The sequence below is a fragment of the Streptomyces sp. NPDC004266 genome, from assembly GCF_042874095.1.
Classification (GTDB): domain Bacteria; phylum Actinomycetota; class Actinomycetes; order Streptomycetales; family Streptomycetaceae; genus Streptomyces.
The window spans coordinates 611,073-628,656 of the sequence record NZ_JBIAMM010000003.1; the positions used below are offsets into that span (position 1 = coordinate 611,073).

The 17,584-nt window shown below is 72.4% G+C and carries 18 protein-coding genes; 9 read left to right on the forward strand and 9 right to left on the reverse strand.

Annotated elements, in window-relative coordinates:
* Positions 1-2 precede the first annotated feature (2 nt).
* From ACFYUZ_RS10940 to ACFYUZ_RS10960, 5 genes are all read right to left on the reverse strand, one after another.
* The gene (locus ACFYUZ_RS10940; RefSeq protein WP_350497993.1) at positions 3-83 is read right to left on the reverse strand and encodes a putative leader peptide; all 81 of its coding nucleotides are present in this window, start codon (positions 81-83) and stop codon (positions 3-5) included.
* A gap of 195 nt (positions 84-278) precedes the next feature.
* Positions 279-965: a DUF2993 domain-containing protein gene (locus ACFYUZ_RS10945; RefSeq protein ID WP_389307669.1), complete on the reverse strand. Its 687-nt coding sequence runs from the start codon at positions 963-965 to the stop codon at positions 279-281.
* Positions 966-1,073: 108 nt separating this feature from the next.
* On the reverse strand, positions 1,074-2,288 hold the full coding sequence (locus tag ACFYUZ_RS10950) for a hypothetical protein (protein ID WP_389307671.1): 1,215 nt from the start codon (positions 2,286-2,288) through the stop codon (positions 1,074-1,076).
* Between the two features lie 10 nt (positions 2,289-2,298).
* Positions 2,299-2,553: a MoaD/ThiS family protein gene (locus tag ACFYUZ_RS10955; protein WP_389307673.1), complete on the reverse strand. Its 255-nt coding sequence runs from the start codon at positions 2,551-2,553 to the stop codon at positions 2,299-2,301.
* Between the two features lie 97 nt (positions 2,554-2,650).
* Positions 2,651-3,469: an alpha/beta hydrolase gene (locus tag ACFYUZ_RS10960; RefSeq protein ID WP_389307675.1), complete on the reverse strand. Its 819-nt coding sequence runs from the start codon at positions 3,467-3,469 to the stop codon at positions 2,651-2,653.
* Positions 3,470-3,687: 218 nt separating this feature from the next.
* Here ACFYUZ_RS10960 and ACFYUZ_RS10965 point away from each other — a divergent pair, with 218 nt between their 5' ends.
* The 5 genes from ACFYUZ_RS10965 to ACFYUZ_RS10985 all read left to right on the forward strand — a co-directional run bounded on the left by ACFYUZ_RS10965 (position 3,688) and on the right by ACFYUZ_RS10985 (position 8,930).
* A complete protein-coding gene (locus ACFYUZ_RS10965; protein WP_389307676.1) occupies positions 3,688-4,497 on the forward strand; it encodes a winged-helix domain-containing protein in 810 nt (269 codons plus the stop codon).
* 24 nt (positions 4,498-4,521) lie between these two features.
* The gene (locus ACFYUZ_RS10970; protein ID WP_389307678.1) at positions 4,522-5,547 is read left to right on the forward strand and encodes a LacI family DNA-binding transcriptional regulator; all 1,026 of its coding nucleotides are present in this window, start codon (positions 4,522-4,524) and stop codon (positions 5,545-5,547) included.
* 103 nt (positions 5,548-5,650) lie between these two features.
* Positions 5,651-6,754: a S1C family serine protease gene (locus ACFYUZ_RS10975; RefSeq protein WP_389307680.1), complete on the forward strand. Its 1,104-nt coding sequence runs from the start codon at positions 5,651-5,653 to the stop codon at positions 6,752-6,754.
* 20 nt (positions 6,755-6,774) lie between these two features.
* A complete protein-coding gene (locus ACFYUZ_RS10980; RefSeq protein ID WP_389307682.1) occupies positions 6,775-7,503 on the forward strand; it encodes a response regulator transcription factor in 729 nt (242 codons plus the stop codon).
* Complete coding sequence (locus ACFYUZ_RS10985; protein WP_389307683.1) at positions 7,500-8,930, forward strand: sensor histidine kinase; 1,431 nt, start codon at positions 7,500-7,502, stop codon at positions 8,928-8,930. The genes ACFYUZ_RS10980 and ACFYUZ_RS10985 overlap by 4 nt, the downstream gene beginning before the upstream one ends.
* Positions 8,931-8,997: 67 nt before the next feature.
* Here the strand turns inward: ACFYUZ_RS10985 and ACFYUZ_RS10990 are convergent, their stop codons facing one another.
* The 4 genes from ACFYUZ_RS10990 to ACFYUZ_RS11005 form a co-directional block, all read right to left on the reverse strand.
* The gene (locus ACFYUZ_RS10990; RefSeq protein ID WP_389307685.1) at positions 8,998-9,852 is read right to left on the reverse strand and encodes a phosphatidylinositol-specific phospholipase C; all 855 of its coding nucleotides are present in this window, start codon (positions 9,850-9,852) and stop codon (positions 8,998-9,000) included.
* A 104-nt stretch (positions 9,853-9,956) separates the two neighbouring features.
* A complete protein-coding gene (locus ACFYUZ_RS10995; RefSeq protein ID WP_389307686.1) occupies positions 9,957-10,436 on the reverse strand; it encodes a hypothetical protein in 480 nt (159 codons plus the stop codon).
* 22 nt (positions 10,437-10,458) lie between these two features.
* On the reverse strand, positions 10,459-12,084 hold the full coding sequence (locus tag ACFYUZ_RS11000) for a vanadium-dependent haloperoxidase (RefSeq protein ID WP_389307688.1): 1,626 nt from the start codon (positions 12,082-12,084) through the stop codon (positions 10,459-10,461).
* 212 nt (positions 12,085-12,296) lie between these two features.
* Complete coding sequence (locus tag ACFYUZ_RS11005) at positions 12,297-14,141, reverse strand: bifunctional metallophosphatase/5'-nucleotidase (RefSeq protein WP_389307689.1); 1,845 nt, start codon at positions 14,139-14,141, stop codon at positions 12,297-12,299.
* A 152-nt stretch (positions 14,142-14,293) separates the two neighbouring features.
* On the opposite strand from ACFYUZ_RS11005, the gene mshD reads away from it, so the two are divergent.
* The 4 genes from mshD to ACFYUZ_RS11025 all read left to right on the forward strand — a co-directional run bounded on the left by mshD (position 14,294) and on the right by ACFYUZ_RS11025 (position 17,505).
* On the forward strand, positions 14,294-15,220 hold the full coding sequence (gene mshD / locus ACFYUZ_RS11010; protein WP_389307691.1) for a mycothiol synthase: 927 nt from the start codon (positions 14,294-14,296) through the stop codon (positions 15,218-15,220).
* Positions 15,221-15,335: 115 nt separating this feature from the next.
* On the forward strand, positions 15,336-15,731 hold the full coding sequence (locus ACFYUZ_RS11015; protein ID WP_389307775.1) for a GntR family transcriptional regulator: 396 nt from the start codon (positions 15,336-15,338) through the stop codon (positions 15,729-15,731).
* A complete protein-coding gene (locus ACFYUZ_RS11020) occupies positions 15,728-16,555 on the forward strand; it encodes an ABC transporter ATP-binding protein (protein WP_389307692.1) in 828 nt (275 codons plus the stop codon). Before ACFYUZ_RS11015 ends, ACFYUZ_RS11020 begins: the two co-directional genes overlap by 4 nt.
* The gene (locus tag ACFYUZ_RS11025) at positions 16,552-17,505 is read left to right on the forward strand and encodes an ABC transporter permease (RefSeq protein WP_389307694.1); all 954 of its coding nucleotides are present in this window, start codon (positions 16,552-16,554) and stop codon (positions 17,503-17,505) included. Before ACFYUZ_RS11020 ends, ACFYUZ_RS11025 begins: the two co-directional genes overlap by 4 nt.
* Positions 17,506-17,584 lie beyond the last annotated feature (79 nt).

Below are 17,584 nucleotides of genomic sequence, written 5' to 3' on the forward strand. Positions count from 1 at the left end.
GCTCAGACTGAGCGACAGAGCATGGCGGCGACGCGGCACAGGTCTACTGCCCGCCGCTTCGTGAGATCCGCCTGTCGCTTCATGCCCTCGATCGTAGGGACGGACAGGCGGCCGTGTCACCGGTGTGTCGTATTTTGAGACGCGATCGTCCGAGATGCGAGACGTGATCACCGTGGAAGTCGGCTCCGGACGCCTCCGCGCCGAGGTGTCCGCTTCACCTTCTGCGGATCGGACGGACCCGTCTCAGCATGTGACCAAGGGTGCGGTCCGGGCCCCCGTCAGCCCGCCAGGGCGACGTCCTTGCCGGTCACGGTGACCGCCAGGCCGTCCGGGCGCGGCTCGACCTTCTGCACCTTCATGCCGGCGATCACGCCGATCGGACGCTCGAAGTCGGTGCGCGCCCGGACCAGGTCCTCCACGCCCGGGATGCCCGCGCCCGGCACCTCGTCGGCGCGGACCCGGATGGTGTCGCCGTTCACGACGGTCACCGTGGACAGGACCGAACGGGTCAGGGTGCGGCCCAGGATGTCCACGCTGCCGGTGACCTTCACCTTGCCGTTCCCGCCGTAGGCGACGGTGGCCTCGCGGTCGGAGGCGGCGGTGAGGTCCGCGTACGAGATGAGGGCCGTGCCGCTCGCCGAGCCCGCCTTCGCGCCCGCCCAGTCGCCGGTCACGGTCACGTCCCGCAGGGCCACGGTGAGCTCGCCGACCCGGATGTCCTTGTCGCCGGCCTTCGCCCGCACGCCCGTCGCCCGCACGTCGACCTCGTCGAACCGCTTGTCCGCGACCTGGGTGAGGAAGGGGAAGCCCTTGATGTCGACCTCGATCGAGTCGCTGGTCGAGGCCGAGAGCTTCACCCGGCTCGACGCCTCCGACTCGGCGTACGCCACGGCCAGCCGGTCGACCCCGACGAGGATCCCGCCCAGCACGACGACCGTGATCAACAGAATCCGCAGTGCTCGCATGGGCTGTGCGTCCCCCCGTGATGGTTCTCGTGAAAGTTCCGGCCCCCCGACACGAAGATCGACGTGTCAGGGGGCCGGTTGGTTCCCGTGGCCGGGACGGGCCGCAGGTCAGACCAGGGCGCGGCCCAGCAGGTAGACGGCGGGCGCGGCGGCGGTGAGCGGCAGCGCGACGCCCGCGGTCATGTGGACGAAGCGCGACGGGTAGTCGTAGCTGGCCACCCGCAGGCCGACCAGCGCGCAGACCCCGGCGCCGAGGCCGAGCAGCGCTCCGGAGGTGCCCAGGTCGGTGAGGCCGCCGGCCGCGATCCCGGCGCCCGCCGAGGCGAGCAGGGCGGCGACCGCGGAGACCGGTCCGGGCAGCGGCAGCGCCCGGGCGAGGACGGCGGCGGCGACCGCGACCCCGCCGACGACCACGGCGTCCGGGGCGGCGCCGAGGTGGCCGGTGGCGACGACGGTCAGGGCGGCGGAGGCGATGGTGGCCATCAGGCCGTACATGCGCTCGTCGGGGTCGGCGTGGCTGCGCAGCTGGAGGACGAGGCAGAGCAGCACCCAGACGCCGAGGGTGCCCAGGATCGCGGCGGCCGCGTGCTCCCGGCCGGTGGCGAGCAGGGCGGCGTCGGCGACGAGGCCGCCGAGGAAGGCGAGGGCGATGCCCTGCCGGGCGGGCCACATGCCGTTGAGCCGGAACCAGCCGGCGGCGGTGAGGCCCTGGAGCAGGACGAGCGGGACGAGGAGCCCGTACGAGCCGAGGGCGGCGCCGCCCGCGAGCAGCAGGCCGAGGACGGCGGTGAGGGCGGCGGGCTGCATGCCGGGCTCGATGATCGGCGAACGGCCCTCGGCACGGGCGCGCTGGGCGTCGGTGACGCGGGTGTTCCCGGAGGTGGTGGGAGAGGAGTAGGCGGGCCCCTCGTCGGCCGCGGGAGCGGCCGCCGGCGCGGGCGCGGGCTCGGCGAAGGCCGCCGGCGCGGGCGTCGGGGCGGGCTCCGCGTAGTACGCGGCGGGGTTCCCCTGCGACGGGTACTGCTCGTACGGCTGCTGCTGGTACGGCCGCTGCTCGTACGGCTCCGGCGTCCAGTCGCCCGCGGGGTCCTGGGGCTGGTGCGGCGGCACGGCCTGCGGCTGGAACCGGGTCTCGGCGGCCTGCGCCTGGGCCTGCGCCTGGGCCCGGTCGGCCTGGATCCGGTCGTACGAGACGGCCGGCTGGTACTGGGTGTCCCAGGTCTGGCCCTCCCAGGTCTGGGTGACCTCGGCGGGGTTCTGCGGCCCGTTCGCGTCGGCGTACGGGTCGTGCTGCTGCCCGCCGTAGTACTGGTCGTTGCTCATGGTGTGGGGTTCACCCTCCTGCGAACGGGGGGAGCACCTCGACCGTGCCGCCCTCGGCAAGCCGTACCGTCTCATGGCTCCGGGTCCCGACGGGGTCGCCGTCGACCAGGAACGAGCACCGCTTGAGGACCTGGGCGAGCTCGCCCGGGTGCTGCGCGCGGACCGCGTCGAGTGCCTCGGACAGGGTTTCGGCGGTGTACGGCTCCTCGGCGACACCGGCCGCGGCCTTGGCCGCGGCCCAGTAGCGGATGGTTCCCGCTGCCATAGCGGCGCTCCCTTCGTTCGTGTGCGCGCCGCCCCCCATCATGAGCCATGCGCGCGTGGGCCGGTCCCCGCTGCCACGCGGGCGGGCCGGGCCGTGGCTACGCGCGCGTGAGCCAGTCCCCCAGCCGGGCGAGCAGCTTCTCGTCGGCCGCGTTCTCGGCGTGGCCCATCCCCCGCTCCAGCCAGAGCTCCGCGTCGCCCGCGGCGGCCAGCGTGCGCGGGTGGTCGAGCGGGAAGTACGCGTCGCGGTCGCCGTGCACGATCAGCAGGGGGGTCGGCGCGATCAGCGGGACGGCCTCCACGGGAGACAGGGGCACGGGGTCCCAGGCCCTGCTGTCGATCCGGGTGCCGAAGCCGTACCGCCCGACGAGGCGGCCCGCCGGCCGGGTGACCACCCAGTGGAGGCGGCGCATCGGGGCCGTGCCCCGGTAGTACCAGCGGGCGGGCGCGGACACGGCGGCCACCGCGTCGGCGCGGGCCTCCGTCCCCCGCTCCAGGGCCGCGTGGCGCAGGACCACGGAGCCGCCCATGGAGAAGCCGAGGGTCGCCACGCGCGCGTGGCCGAGGTCACGGGCCCAGCGGACGGCGGCGGACAGGTCGAGGACCTCCCGGTCGCCGACGGTGGAGCGGCCGCCGGACCGGCCGTGCCCGCGGAAGGAGAAGGTGACGACGGCCGCGCCGCGCTCCGCGAGGACGCCGGCGGCGCGCCGGACGGCCGGCCGGTCGGCCGACCCGGTGAAGCCGTGGGCGAGGACCACCGCCGTATCGGTGACACTTGCCCGTGAGGGTTCGTAAACCGCCTCGATCCGGACACCGTCATCGGTACGCAGCATCGCCCGCCGGGGCATCCGGGGGTGGACGGAAGTGAGCGAGGAAACATCCACCATGTGAAATCGGCCCTCTCCCTCGGAACTCATGTCGGCTATTCTGCTGCCAGAGGATCCGGGCAACGCAGCCCCCGGGTCCTTTTGTGTTTTCCGACCGTTGTTACGGATGGATGAACAAAAGCTCTCAGGGCGCGAGAGCCACACGTGAGTACACGTAGACGTCCTCGCAGGGACCGAGGAGGAACCGACGTCATGGACGAGCGAACGACGCACCACGGACCGACCACGGCATGGGCGGGTGAGGCGCGATGAGTTCACTGCTGCTCCTGACCAACGCCCTCCAGCCTTCGACCGAGGTGCTCCCCGCCCTCGGCCTGCTGCTCCACAGCGTCCGGGTCGCCCCGGCCGAGGGCCCCGCCCTCGTGGACACCCCCGGCGCGGACGTGATCCTCGTCGACGGGCGGCGCGACCTCCCGCAGGTGCGCTCGCTGTGCCAGCTGCTGCGCTCCACCGGGCCCGGCTGTCCGCTGATCCTGGTGGTCACGGAGGGCGGCCTGGCGGCGGTCACCGCCGACTGGGGCATCGACGACGTGCTGCTCGACACGGCGGGCCCCGCCGAGGTCGAGGCGCGCCTCCGGCTCGCGACGGGCCGCCAGCAGATCGTCTCCGACGACTCCCCGATGGAGATCCGCAACGGCGACCTGTCGGTCGACGAGGCGACGTACAGCGCGAAGCTCAAGGGCCGGGTCCTGGACCTGACCTTCAAGGAGTTCGAGCTGCTCAAGTACCTGGCCCAGCATCCGGGCCGGGTCTTCACGCGCGCCCAGCTCCTCCAGGAGGTGTGGGGGTACGACTACTTCGGCGGCACCCGTACGGTCGACGTCCACGTGCGGCGGCTTCGGGCCAAGCTCGGCCCCGAGCACGAGTCGCTCATCGGCACCGTGCGGAACGTCGGCTACCGCTTCGTCGCGCCCGAGAAGGTGGAGCGGGCGGCGGAGGAGGCCCGCGCCAAGGAGGGGGCCCGCGCGAACGGCCGTGTCAAGGGCGCCACGGAGGACATCACCCTCGCGGAGGACGGGAAGGTGGCGGATGCCACAGTACGACCTGCCGGTAGGTAGGTCCCCCCGCGTAGACTTCCGCGCGTGGCCAAGGTGACGCGGGATGACGTAGCTCGACTTGCAGGTACTTCTACCGCGGTCGTGAGCTACGTCATCAACAACGGACCCCGGCCGGTCGCCCCGGCCACGCGCGAGCGTGTCCTCGCCGCCATCAAGGAGCTGGGCTACCGGCCCGACCGGGTGGCCCAGGCGATGGCCTCGCGGCGCACCGACCTCATAGGCATGATCGTCCCGGACGCGCGGCAGCCGTTCTTCGCCGAGATGGCGCACGCGGTCGAGCAGGCCGCCGCCGAGCGCGGGAAGATGGTCCTCGTCGGCAACTCCGACTACCGGACCGAGCGCGAGGTCCACTACCTGCGGGCCTTCCTCGGGATGCGGGTCTCCGGCCTGATCCTGGTCAGCCAGGGCATGAGCGAGCAGGCCGCGAGCGAGATCGAGGCCTGGGACGCGCGCGTGGTGCTGCTGCACGAGCGGCCCGAGGCGATCGACGACGTGGCCGTGGTGACCGACGACATCGGCGGCGCCCAGCTCGCCACCCGGCACCTCCTGGAGCACGGCCACCCGTACGTGGCGTGCCTGGGCGGCATCCCGAACACCCCGGCCGTCGGCGACCCGGTCGCCGACCACGTCGAGGGCTGGCGGCGCGCCATGCTGGAGGCGGGCCGCTCGACCGAGGGCCGGCTCTTCGAGGCCCCGTACAACCGGTACGACGCCTATCAGGTCGCCCTGAAGCTGCTCGCCGGCCCCGACAGGCCGCCGGCCATCTTCTGCTCCACCGACGACCAGGCCTTCGGCGTCCTCCGGGCCGCCCGCGAGCTGCGCATCGAGGTGCCGACGGAGCTGGCGGTCGCGGGCTTCGACGACGTGAAGGAGGCGGCGCTCACCGATCCGCCGCTGACCACGATCTCCTCGGACCGCCCCGCGATGGCCCGGGCGGCCGTGGACCTGGTCCTCGACGACTCGGTCCGCGTGTCCGGCTCGCGCCGGGAGCGCGTGAAGCTCTTCCCGTCGGCCCTGATCGTCCGCCGCTCCTGCGGCTGCCACGAGTAGAGGACCCCGCAGGGACCGTCTTTATACGGGACATACGGGGTTCTGTCGGGCTTCTCAGCCGCTCCTCAGACCGTTCTCATGTACGGCTCCGAGAGTCATAGCCATGACGGACTTCCAGGAGCAGCAGCCGCAGCAGCCGTACTACCCGCCGCAGCCGCCGTACGAGCCGACGCGGCCGATGCGGGCGCCGTACGAGCAGACGCGGCCGATCACCACCGAGCCGGGCACGACCGTCTGGCCCTCGGGCGGTCACGTGCCGCCGCCGGTGGACCCGCCCCTCGTCGCCGCCGTCCCCGCTCCGGTCCCCTCGCCGCGCCGTCGTGCCAAGCGCGGGGTCGGGCTCATGGCGGCCGTGGCCATCGCGGCCGCGGCGGTCGGCGGCGGCGCGGCGACGCTGGTGCAGCAGCTCACCTCCGACGCCCCGGTGAGCGCGGCGGCCCCCGTCGCGAACGGCACCAACGTCTCCACCGGCACCAAGGGCACGGTCGCCGGGGTCGCCGAGGCGGTCTCCCCCTCCATCGTGGAGATCTCCGCGACCTCCGGCTCCGGCAAGTCCACCGGCTCGGGCGTGATCATCACCTCCGACGGCGAGATCGTCACCAACAACCACGTGGTCTCCGGCGCCTCCTCCGTCACCGTCCAGCTCAGCGACGGCAAGACGTACCGGGCCGAGGTCGTCGGCACGGACCCCGACAAGGACCTCGCCCTGATCAAGCTCCAGGGCGCCTCCGGGCTCAAGGCCGCCACGCTCGGCGACTCCTCGAAGATCAGGGTCGGCGACGAGGTCGTCGCGATCGGCTCCCCCGAGGGCCTGACCGGCACCGTCACCAGCGGCATCGTCTCCGCGCTCGACCGGGACGTGACCGTCGCCAAGGACGACGGCGGCCAGGACCAGCAGCAGGGGCAGCAGCAGTGGGACCCGCGGCAGGGCTGGCCGTTCGAGTTCGGCGGGCAGCAGTTCAACGGCGACACCGGCTCGTCGAAGACCACGTACAAGGCGATCCAGACCGACGCCTCGCTCAATCCGGGGAATTCCGGCGGCGCGTTGATCAATATGAACGGCGAGATCATCGGCATCAATTCGGCCATGTATTCGCCCAGTTCTTCGAGCGGCTCCACCGCCGGAAGCGTCGGTCTCGGATTCGCGATCCCGATCGACACGGTGAAGGCCGACCTGGACGGCCTCCGCTCGGGCGGCGGCAACTGAACACGTGGGACGCTGCCCCCATGACGGGACAGCAGAACGAAGCCGAGCGCATCCTCATCGTCGACGACGAGCCCGCCGTGCGGGAGGCCCTGCGCCGCAGCCTCGCCTTCGAGGGGTACGCGACGCGGGACGCCGTCGACGGTCTCGACGCGCTCGACGCCATGGAGTCGTACGCCCCCGATCTCGTCGTCCTCGACGTCCAGATGCCCCGCATGGACGGGCTGACGGCGGCCCGCCGGATCCGGGCCGCCGGCTCGACCGTGCCGATCCTGATGCTCACCGCCCGCGACACGGTCGGCGACCGGGTCACCGGCCTCGACGCCGGCGCGGACGACTACCTGGTGAAGCCCTTCGAGCTGGACGAGCTGTTCGCCCGCATCCGGGCCCTGCTCCGCCGCAGCTCCTACGCCTCGGCGTCCGCCGCCGCCCCGGCCGAGGACGACGTCCTGGCCTTCGAGGACCTGCGGATGAACCTGGCCACGCGCGAGGTGACCCGGGGCGGGCGGACCGTGGAGCTGACGCGGACCGAGTTCACGCTCCTGGAGATGTTCCTCGCGCACCCGCGCCAGGTCCTGACCCGGGAGCAGATCCTGAAGGCCGTGTGGGGCTTCGACTTCGAGCCCAGTTCCAACTCGCTGGACGTGTACGTGATGTATCTGCGGCGCAAGACCGAGGCCGGCGGCGAGCCGCGCCTCGTCCACACCGTACGGGGCGTGGGCTACGCGCTGCGCGGAGGAGGCGGGGAGTGACGGGCCCCCTGAGGACGACCGCGCCCCGGAGGGCGGTCGCCCCCCTGCGGAACTGGTTCCGCTCGCGGCCGCTGCGCTCGCGGCTCGCGCTGCTCACCGCGGCCGCCGTGGCGCTCGCGGTGGCCGGCGTGTCGCTGGCCTGCTGGTTCGTGACGCGGGCGCAGCTGGAGAACGAGCTGGACTCCTCCCTGCGCAGCACCCGACTGGACCCGGACGGCGTGCAGAGCCTGCTCGCGATGTGCCGCCAGGGCACGACGCCGCCGCCGGTGGCGGGCTCGTACACGGTGCAGGTCGTCCTGGCCAACGGCAGCGTGTGCACCTCGGGGAAGGCCGCGATCCCCGTCGGCTCCGGCGACCTCGGGGTGGCGCGCGGGCAGCTGGAGTACGTCCTGCACACGGTGAAGGACGACGCCGGCCGTGAGATGCGGGTCTACACCTATCCGCAGGACGGCCCCGTCGGGCTCGCGGTCTCCGTCGCCCGGCCGCTCTCCGAGATCGACAACTCGATGTCCACGCTCCGCTGGGTGCTGCTCCTGGTCTCCGGGATCGGCGTCGTCGGCGCGGGCGCGGCCGGCCTGTGGGTCGCGCGGACCGGCCTCGAACCGGTGGACCGGCTGACCGGCGCGGTCGAGCACGTCGCCGCGACCGAGGACCTCACCGTCCGCATCCCGGTGGAGGGCGAGGACGAGATCGCCCGCCTGTCCCGCTCCTTCAACGCGATGACGGCGGCGCTCGCGAGCTCCCGGGACCGGCAGGCGCAGCTCATCGCGGACGCGGGCCACGAGCTGCGGACGCCCCTCACGTCCCTCCGTACGAACGTCGAGCTCCTCGCGCGCAGCGAGGAGACCGGCCGGGCGATCCCGCCGGACGACCGGCGGGCCCTGATGGCCTCGGTGAAGGCGCAGATGACGGAGCTGGCCGCGCTGATCGGCGACCTCCAGGAGCTGGCCCGCCCGGACGCGGTGCAGCCGGGGCCCCTCGAAGTGGTGCCGCTCCACACGATCCTGCGGACGGCCCTGGACCGGGCGCGGCTGCGCGGCCCGGAGCTGACCTTCGTCACGGACCTCGCCCCCTGGTACGTACGGGCCGAGGCGCCGGCCCTCGAACGGGCCCTCGTGAACGTCCTGGACAACGCGGTGAAGTTCTCGCCGCCCCGGGGCACGGTCGAGGTGGGCCTGATGCGGGGCGAGCTGACCGTCCGCGACCACGGGCCCGGCATCGCCCCGGACGAGCTCCCGCACGTCTTCGACCGCTTCTGGCGCTCCCCGTCGGCCCGCAGCCTGCCGGGCTCGGGCCTGGGCCTGTCGATCGTGGCGCGCACGGTCCAGCAGGCGGGCGGCACGGTGTCGCTGGAGCCGGCGGAGGGCGGCGGCACGGTGGCGAGGCTGCGGCTGCCGGGGGCGCCGACGCCGCCGCCGGAGCTGTGAGGACCGTCCCGCCGGGGCGTCCTCCGGACCGGGCCGGGCTCGCGGGGCCCGGTCCGGGAGACAGGCCCTAGTTGTGCCGGAGCAGCGCCTCCACCAGCCCCGTCCGGGTGTTGGGGAAGTCCAGGGGCACGATCCCGAGGCCGACGCGCCCGGCCAGTTCGGAGCCGTCCAGGAAGCCGTGCACCCAGGGATTGAGCCGGTCGGAGTTCCAGCGGGGCGGCAGATAGGCGGAGGTGCTGACGAAGTTCACGTAGAGCCGGCCGGGCTGGGCGACGGCGGCGCGGAACTGGGCCTGGACCTTCGGGTACTTGGCGTCGGGCAGGGCGTTCCAGTCGTCCTGGACGGAGAAGACGGCCGGGTCGGCCCATCTCAGTCCGGGGAGACCGCCGTTGTCGGCGAGGAGCACGACCCGGCCGCGCGCCTCGCCGAGGAGGGGCAGGGTGTTCCCGATCCGGAAGAGGGAGCGCCATCCCCTCCGGTCGAGGTAGTCGTCGAAGACGGCGCGGAAGGTGGCGTCGGACTCCTCGGAGTACTCCTGCTTGACCCGCATGAGGACGGTCTCGGAGGGGTGCGCGGCGAGGAAGTCCCGGCAGGCGACGAGGACGTCGCCGAACATCATGTTCTGGTAGGAGGCGCCGTGGTGGATGGCGAAGGACCCGCCGGTCACCCGGCACCGCACGTCCAGGAACCGGACGCCGCTGTCCAGCTGCTGGGCGATCGTGGTGTTCTGGCACTCGCTCCAGGGCCCGCCGTACCGGGCGCCGGAGTCGTGCGTGCCGGGGATGGTGAGCCGTCGCAGATCGGTCCCGTCCCCCTGTGCCCCCATCCACGCGCGCGCGTCCACGGCCGAGGCGGCGGGCGCTCCCACGAGCAGAGCGGCTCCGGCGCCCGCGGCCCCCACGAGGAATCGTCGTCGGTCCATGGCTCGGACTATGGCAGGAGCACGTCAACTGCACCAGATGGCGTACGGAAAAGGGGGCGGCGCACCGCCGAAACGGTCCGCCGCCCCCTCCGGGCCCTACGGGGTCACTTGGTCACGGTGAATCCGCACCACGGCGTCCAGTCCGAGGCCTGGCTGCCGCCGATCGTGCGCAGCCGGAACCGGTACGCACCCGGCTCCAGTTCACCCGCGCCGAGCGCCAGGTTGAAGACCATGCCGTTCGGCCAGATCTTCTCGGTCCTGGTGATGAGCGCGGCCTCGCCGGGCCTGCCGACCTCGAACGCGGCCTTCAGGGAGTGGTAGCTCCTGTTCTTGCCCGCGTCCTTGCCGAACTTCACGGGCGAGGCGGCGAGCGCCCCGCCGTTCGCGCCCGAGATCACCGGGGCCGGGCCGTTCTCGCAGAACTGCGCCTGCTCGTAGGGTCCGGCGAAGACCCGGAGCGTTCCCGGCACGGTGGGCTCGACCTGCGATCCCGTCGCGTTCGTCGCGCTGACGACCGCGACGGAGACGAGCGCGGCGACCACACCGGCGGTCGCGCCGATGCGTCGGAGGTGCTTTCTGTTCACGGGAGGACCATCCTTTCCGGGACTAGCGCGGGGTGTAGTAGAGGTGCGTGGAGCCGTCGTAGCCGTTCGCGCATCCGTAGGAGTTCCAGATGAGCTGGTTGTAGACGTTCTCCGCCCCGTAGTCGTCGCAGTAGTACCAGGAGGCGTGGGCTCCGTCGTAGAAGTTCCCGACGGACGTGGCACCCATGGGCTTGATCAGCCACTGCTTGCCCACCGTGGTGACGCGGGCGCCGCCGTACACGGGCGTCTTGTCGCTGGGGCTCGTCGGGCCGTACGAGTTGTTGAGGATCTGCCCGGCGGCCTTCCGGCCCGTGGCGACGCCGAGGTCGCCGTCCCACTGGTAGTGCACCCCGAGGTAGACCCGGCTCCGGGCGTTCTCGGTGGCCGCCGCGCTGAAGTTGGCGAAGGTGCGGGTGACCCCGACCGCGTGCGGGTCCTCGGTGGTGCCGGTGAAGGAGATGTCGTCCGTACCGAAGAACTGCTTCATGGACTCGGCCCACGCCCCGGCGAAGGTCGCGTGTCCGGAGACGTACGCGGGGAACGGCGGGCTGAAGTGGTTCCCGGCCGCGTCGGCCGAGAGCGGCTGCCAGGAGCTGTTCTGCACGGTGTCCGGGTTGCCGTCCGAGTCCGCCAGCTTGACGGCGCTCTCGGGCCGCCACAGATCGATGGCGGTCTGGTACTTCTGGTCCCAGGCGGAGATCCCCGCGTCCGCCATCGCGCCCGCGATCAGCGCGAAGAGCTGGACGTTGGCGATCTGGTCGAGTCCGCGCTGCGTGGAGACGATCCGGGTGTGGGTGAAGAGCTGACCCGGCGGCTTGTAGGTGCCGTTCAGGTCGTTGGCCCAGAACCAGGCGATCTGCGTCTGCTCCGGGGTGCGCGTCGTGCTGTTGGCCGCGCCGAGCTCGGCGACCTCCTTGAACTGGGCCGTGTAGGCCGGGCTCTTCAGCAGCTCGGGCATCGTCGCGATCCCGGCGGGCGGCTGCGGACGCAGGTCGGCCGCCGTGGTCTTGGTGTGCGTCCACGGGTAGTCGCCGTAGTCGACGAACTTCTTGACCTTGCCCCAGTTCGGATCCGCCGCGGGACCCGAGCCCGTCGGCCGCCACTGGCCGGGGGCGGTGCTCGGGGTGTACGGCGTGGTGTCCTGCGATCCGTCGCCGGTACGGCGGGCGATCATCGCCGCGGCGGCCTTCTCGCCGACGCTCTTGCCCTCGGTGGTGGTGGCGTCGACCGGCTCGCCCGTACGGGCCGCCGTGAGGTACGGGGCGAAGTCCAGCGCGGGGAAGGTGGACTTGAGGACGTTGTAGGCGGCGTGGTCCAGGGCCGCGTCGACGTTGGGGGCGACGCCGGCCTTCACGCTGATGCCGGGGGTGTAGAGCGCCCCGATGCAGTTCTCCGGCTTGAAACCGCCGCTGCTGTGACATCGGCTCGCGTTCGCGGCGTCGTACATGGCCAGATGCATCATGGCCCCGGCCCGTGCGAGGGGGCCCGGAGAGCCGCCCACGGCGACGTAGGCGTCGAGCAGCACGTCGTTCCAGTAGAGGGCCCGGTCACCCACGGTCGAACTGGCGTGCGCGGGAGTCGATACGCCCGCGGACGCCAGTAACAGCGCCAGGACGACGACGATGGAGCGTCTGACGGGATGTCTCACGGTCTTGCCCCTCCAGAGATCGCATGAGTTGATCGTGCACTGACAAGATCACCAGCAGCATAGGGTCGTCCTCCGCCCGGGTCCCGGGTTCGGAGTGAAATGCCCGTGAACCATGCGGCCTGCGCCGGAGCCGGCTTTCGTACGGGAAGCACGGGACCCCGCCGGGCCGTCACGGCCCGGCGGGGTCCCGGCGCTGTGGCCCCGGAGGCCGGTTACGGCTTCGGGGGGTTCACCACGGTGATGCGGTCCGCCGCCGGCACCTGGAGCGGGGCCGCCGCCGAGGAGTGGGCCGCCAGGTAGCCGTTGAAGAGGTCGAGGTCCGAGGCGCCGACCAGCTTGTTCGTGCCCGTGGCCAGGGCGCCGAAGCCGTCGCCGCCGCCCGCGAGGAACTCGTTCATCGCGACGCGGTAGGTCTTCGCCGGGTCGATCGGCTCACCGTTCAGCCTGATCGTGCCGTCGACGACGCGGTCCGCGCCCGTCTTGGTCATGTCGAGCGTGTAGGTCAGGCCCCTGGAGACCTGGAGGATCTTCACCGACTTCAGGTTCGCGCCGCTGACCTGCTGCTTCAGCGCGGTGATCAGGTTCGCACCGGACAGGTCGACCACGTTCATCATGTTGGTGAAGGGCTGGACCGTGAAGGACTCGCGGTAGGTCACCACGCCGTCGCCCTCGGCGCCGGACGCCTTGAAGACGAGGTCGCCGCGGATGCCGCCCGGGTTCATCAGGGCCAGCTGCGCGCCGCCCTTGTCCGCCGGGGCGAGGCCCTCCAGCTGCGCGTCGGCGATCACGTCGCCGAGCGGCTTCTCGTACGCCGTGGAGCCGCGGCCGTTGATGTCGGCGGCGATCCAGCCCTGCGGACGGTTGGCGATCGGGGCCGCCAGCGTGTTCCAGTCCTGGATGAGCTTGGTCATGTCTCCGGCCTTCGGCACGTCGCGCGAGACGACGTGGTTGGCCGAGGCGACCGCGGTGCGCACGATGTCCTTCGTGCGGCGGTCGTAGGTCAGCGTGGTGTCCGTGTACAGCTTGCCGATCGAGGACGCCGAGGTGACCAGGCGCGGATTGCCCGCCGGGTCCGGGATGGTGCACACGTACGCCTGGTGGGTGTGGCCGGTGACCAGCGCGTCGACCTGCGGCGAGACGTTCTTGGCGATGTCGACGATCGCGCCGGACACGCCCTCGCCGTCCCCGTCGCCGTCCCCGTCGCAGTTGTAGTTGAACGCGTCCGAGGCCGGCATGCCGCCCTCGTGGACCAGCGCGACGATGGACTTGACGCCCTTGCGCTCCAGGATCTTCGTGTACTTGTTGATCGTCTCGACCTCGTCACCGAACTTGAGGCCCTTGACGCCCGCGGCGGTGACGACGTTCGGGGTGCCCTCCAGGGTCACGCCGATGAAGCCGATCCGGACGCCGTCCTTCTCCCAGATGAAGGTGGGGTCGAGGATCGGCTTGCCCGTCTTCTCGTTCGTCACGTTGGCCGCGAGGTACGGGAAGTCCGCGCCCTGGAAGGTCTTGCCGGCGACGTAGCAGCCGTCGGTCGGGTGACAGCCGCCGTTCTGCATACGGGCCAGCTCGGTCGCGCCCTCGTCGAACTCGTGGTTGCCCACGGAGGTGACGTCCAGGTCCAGGTCGTTGAGCGCCTCGATGGTCGGCTCGTCGTGGAAGAGACCGGACAGCAGCGGCGAGGCGCCGATCATGTCACCGGCGGCGGCGGTGATGGAGTAACGATTCCCCTGACGGGCCTGGCGCAGGTGCGTGGCCAGGTACTCGACGCCACCCGCGTCGATCTTCTCGGTGGTGCCGTCCTCCTTGATCCGGGTGACCTGGCCGGAGTTGCCGGCCGGCGGCTCCAGGTTGCCGTGCAGGTCGTTGAAGGACAGCAGCTGGACGTCGACCATCCGGCCCCATCCCTTGCCGTTCGTCCCCTGCCCGGCGGCGTACTCGTCCCCGGCCGCCCCGGCCGACGGCATCGCGGCGACGAGCGCGCCGACCGTCGCAAGCCCGGCCCCGGCGGCGAGAATTCGCCGTGCCGTCTTGTTCTTCCTCTGTGTCGCTGCCATCTCTCCCCTAGGCCCCTTGCCCCGTTTCGCGGCGTTGATCTGCTCCCCCGTTGCGCGTGCAGCCTAGAGTCAACGCGCGTAGCGCAACAGGGGGGAGTGGGTTACAAGACAGTTGCCCTTGGCTGACGAGGTGTCGCCGTAGGCTCGTAGCCATGACTTCCGACACGGTGCCGGCCCTCGAACCGGGACGGCAGATCCACACGTATGACGAGCTCACGCCCGAGCAGGTCCAGGACGTACTGGAGCTGCTCACGGCCGCCGCCCAGGCCGACGGCATGCACGCCGTGTCCGAGCAGGGGCGGCTCTACCTGCGCCACGGCAGGCGCGAGGGCGTGCGGCACTTCCTCCTCACCGTCGGCCCCCGGCTCTACGGCTACGCCCAGCTGGAGGAGACCGACCCGATCGAGGCCCCGGCCGCGGAGCTGGTCGTCCACCCCTCCCACCGGGGCCGCGGCCACGGCCGCGCGCTCGGCACCGCCCTGCTCAACGCCTCCGGCAAGCGGCTGCGCGTCTGGGCGCACGGCGGCAAGGCGGCGGCCCGGCACCTCGCCCAGGTCCTCGGCCTGACGCTCTTCCGCGAGCTGCGCCAGCTGCGCCGCCCCCTGGTGCCGCTCGACATCCCGGAGCCGGTGCTGCCCGAGGGCGTCACCGTCCGGACCTTCGTCCCCGGCCAGGACGACACGGCCTGGCTCACCGTCAACGCCGCCGCCTTCGCGCACCACCCGGAGCAGGGCTCGCTCGCGCAGCGGGACCTGGACGACCGGATGGCCGAGCCGTGGTTCGACCCGAAGGGCTTCTTCCTCGCGGAGAAGGACGGGCGGCTCGTCGGCTTCCACTGGACCAAGACGCACGCCGAGGAGCAGCTCGGCGAGGTGTACGTGGTCGGCATCCTGCCGGACGCCCAGGGCGGCGGCCTCGGCAAGGCGCTGACCGCGATCGGCCTGCGGCACCTGGCGGCGCAGGGGCTGCCGACGGCGATGCTGTACGTGGACGCGGACAACAAGGCGGCGGTGCGGGTCTACGAGGGCATCGGGTTCACGACGCACGAGGTGGACCTGATGTACCGCACGGAGTCGTGACCGGCCCGTACCGCACGGAGTCGTAAGTCGCTTCGGGAAGGGGGCGGTTGACACCGCCCCCTCCTTTCCACCACCCTTTCACTACTTGATTAGTGAAAGGGTGGTGGAAGGGATCGTGGTCGAGTACCGCATCGACCGGCGCAGCGGCGTCGCCACCTACCTCCAGATCGTCCAGCAGACGAAGCAGGCCCTCCGGATGGGCCTCCTGGAGCCCGGCGACCGGCTGCCCACCGCACGCGAGGTCGTCGAAGCGACGGCCATCAACCCCAACACGGTCCTCAAGGCCTACCGCGAGCTCGAACGCGAAGGCCTCGTCGAAGCCCGCCGCGGCCTCGGCACCTTCGTCCGCGCCACCCTCGGCACCGGCCCCGCCGACTCGCCGCTGCGCGGCGAACTCACCGACTGGGCCCGCCGGGCACGCGCCGCGGGACTGGAGCGGGAGGACGTGGCCGCGCTCTTCACATCCGTGCTGAAGGAACACTTCGAGGGGGACGAACGACCGACCCGGTGATCGAGGCCGAGGGCCTCGGCCTGCGCTACCGACGCCGTGGCGGGGCCTGGGCCCTGAAGGACTGCACGTTCGCCCTGCCCGCCGGCCGGGTCGTCGCCGTCGTCGGCCCCAACGGGGCGGGGAAGTCGACCCTCCTCGGCCTGGCCGCCGGCCTGCTGCGCCCCACGGAGGGCCGGATCACGGCCCCCGCGAGGGACGGCCTCGCGTACGTCGCCCAGGACAAGCCCCTGTACGGACAGCTCACCGTCGCCGAGACGCTGCGCCTGGGCCGCGAGCTCAACCCCGACCGCTGGGACCCGGCCGTCGCCGAGCGCGTCGTCGCGGCCGGCCCACTGGCCGCGGACGCCCGGGTCCGCTCCCTCTCCGGCGGGCAGCGCACCCGGCTCGCCCTCGCCCTCGCCCTCGGCAAGCGGCCCGAACTGCTGCTCCTGGACGAGCCGATGGCGGACCTCGACCCCCTCGCCCGGCGCGAACTCATGGGCGCCCTCCTGGCCGACGCCGCGGAACGCGGCACGACCGTCGTCATGTCCTCGCACATCCTCACCGAGCTGGAGGGCGCCTGCGACCACCTGCTCCTCGTGCAGGGCGGCCGCATCCGCCTCGACGGCGCGATCGACGACCTGCTCGCCGCGCACACCCTGGTGACCGGCCCGGTCTCCGACCTCTCCCCGCACACGGTCGTCGAGTCCCGGACGACGGGCCGTCAGCTCACCGCCCTCGTCCGCCGCGAGGGCCCCGTCGAAGGCCCGTGGGTGGCCACCGAACCCTCCCTGGAGGACCTCCTCCTCGCCCACCTCCGCACTCCCGAAGGAGCCCCGGCATGAGCACCCTCACCCTGAAGGGCCCCTCCTGGGCGACGGCCCGCCAGCACCGGCGGGCGCTGTGGCTGGCGGTCGCGGCGGTGGCCGTGTCCCTGGCGGTGATCGGGGGGCTGCGGATCTGGGACGCGAGCAAGGACGCCGAGCTCCCGGACAGGTGGGGCCGGGGCTACGACCTGCTGCGCGCCGCCATGGCGCAGTTCTCCCAGGGCATGCTCGCGCTGCCCCTGCTCGTCGGGGCTTTCGTCGCGGGCCCCCTGATCGCCCGCGAGTTCGAGTCGGGGACGTACAAGCTGTCGCTCACCCAGTCGATCACCCCGGTCACCTGGCTCCGGACCAAGCTCCTCACCGCGACCGCCGCCTCCCTCGCGACCACTCTCGCCCTCACGGCGGTCTATCTGATCGGCTGGCAGCGGGTCTCGGGCACCTACGGCCTCCACTGGGCCGAGCGCGGCCCGTACGAGGCCACCGGCACGGTCCTCGCCTCGTACGTCCTGCTCGCCATCGCCGTCGGCGCCCTCGTCGGCCAGCTGGTCCGCCGCACTCTGGTGGCCATGGCCGCCACCGGCGGGGTGGTGGGCCTGGTCATGCTCGCCCTCGGCGCCTTCCGCTGGGACCTCCTTCCGGTACGGACGATCACCGGCCGGGCCCACGAGGGCGTCTACGCCCTCCAGGCGCCCGGGAGCGGCCTGCTCATGGAACAGGGGCTGATCAGCGCCGGCGGACAGCGGCTCCCCGGGTACTTCTGCTACGACACGGACGTCCCCGACGGCAGCTGCCGTCCCGACGAGGCGATCAGCGCCCAGTACCTCGACTACCACCCCTTCGCCCATTTCTGGCCCACCCAGCTCATCGAGTCCGGCATCCTCCTCGCCCTCGCCGCCCTCGCGACCCACGCCGCCTTCCGCGTCCTGCGCGCCCGCCTCCCCCGGCACCGTCCCGGAAGACGCGCGTAGAGGACACGCGTAGACATACCGGGGGCGGGGCCCCGCCAAGGGCCCCACCCCCGATTCCCGTACGACATGTCGTCGTTAC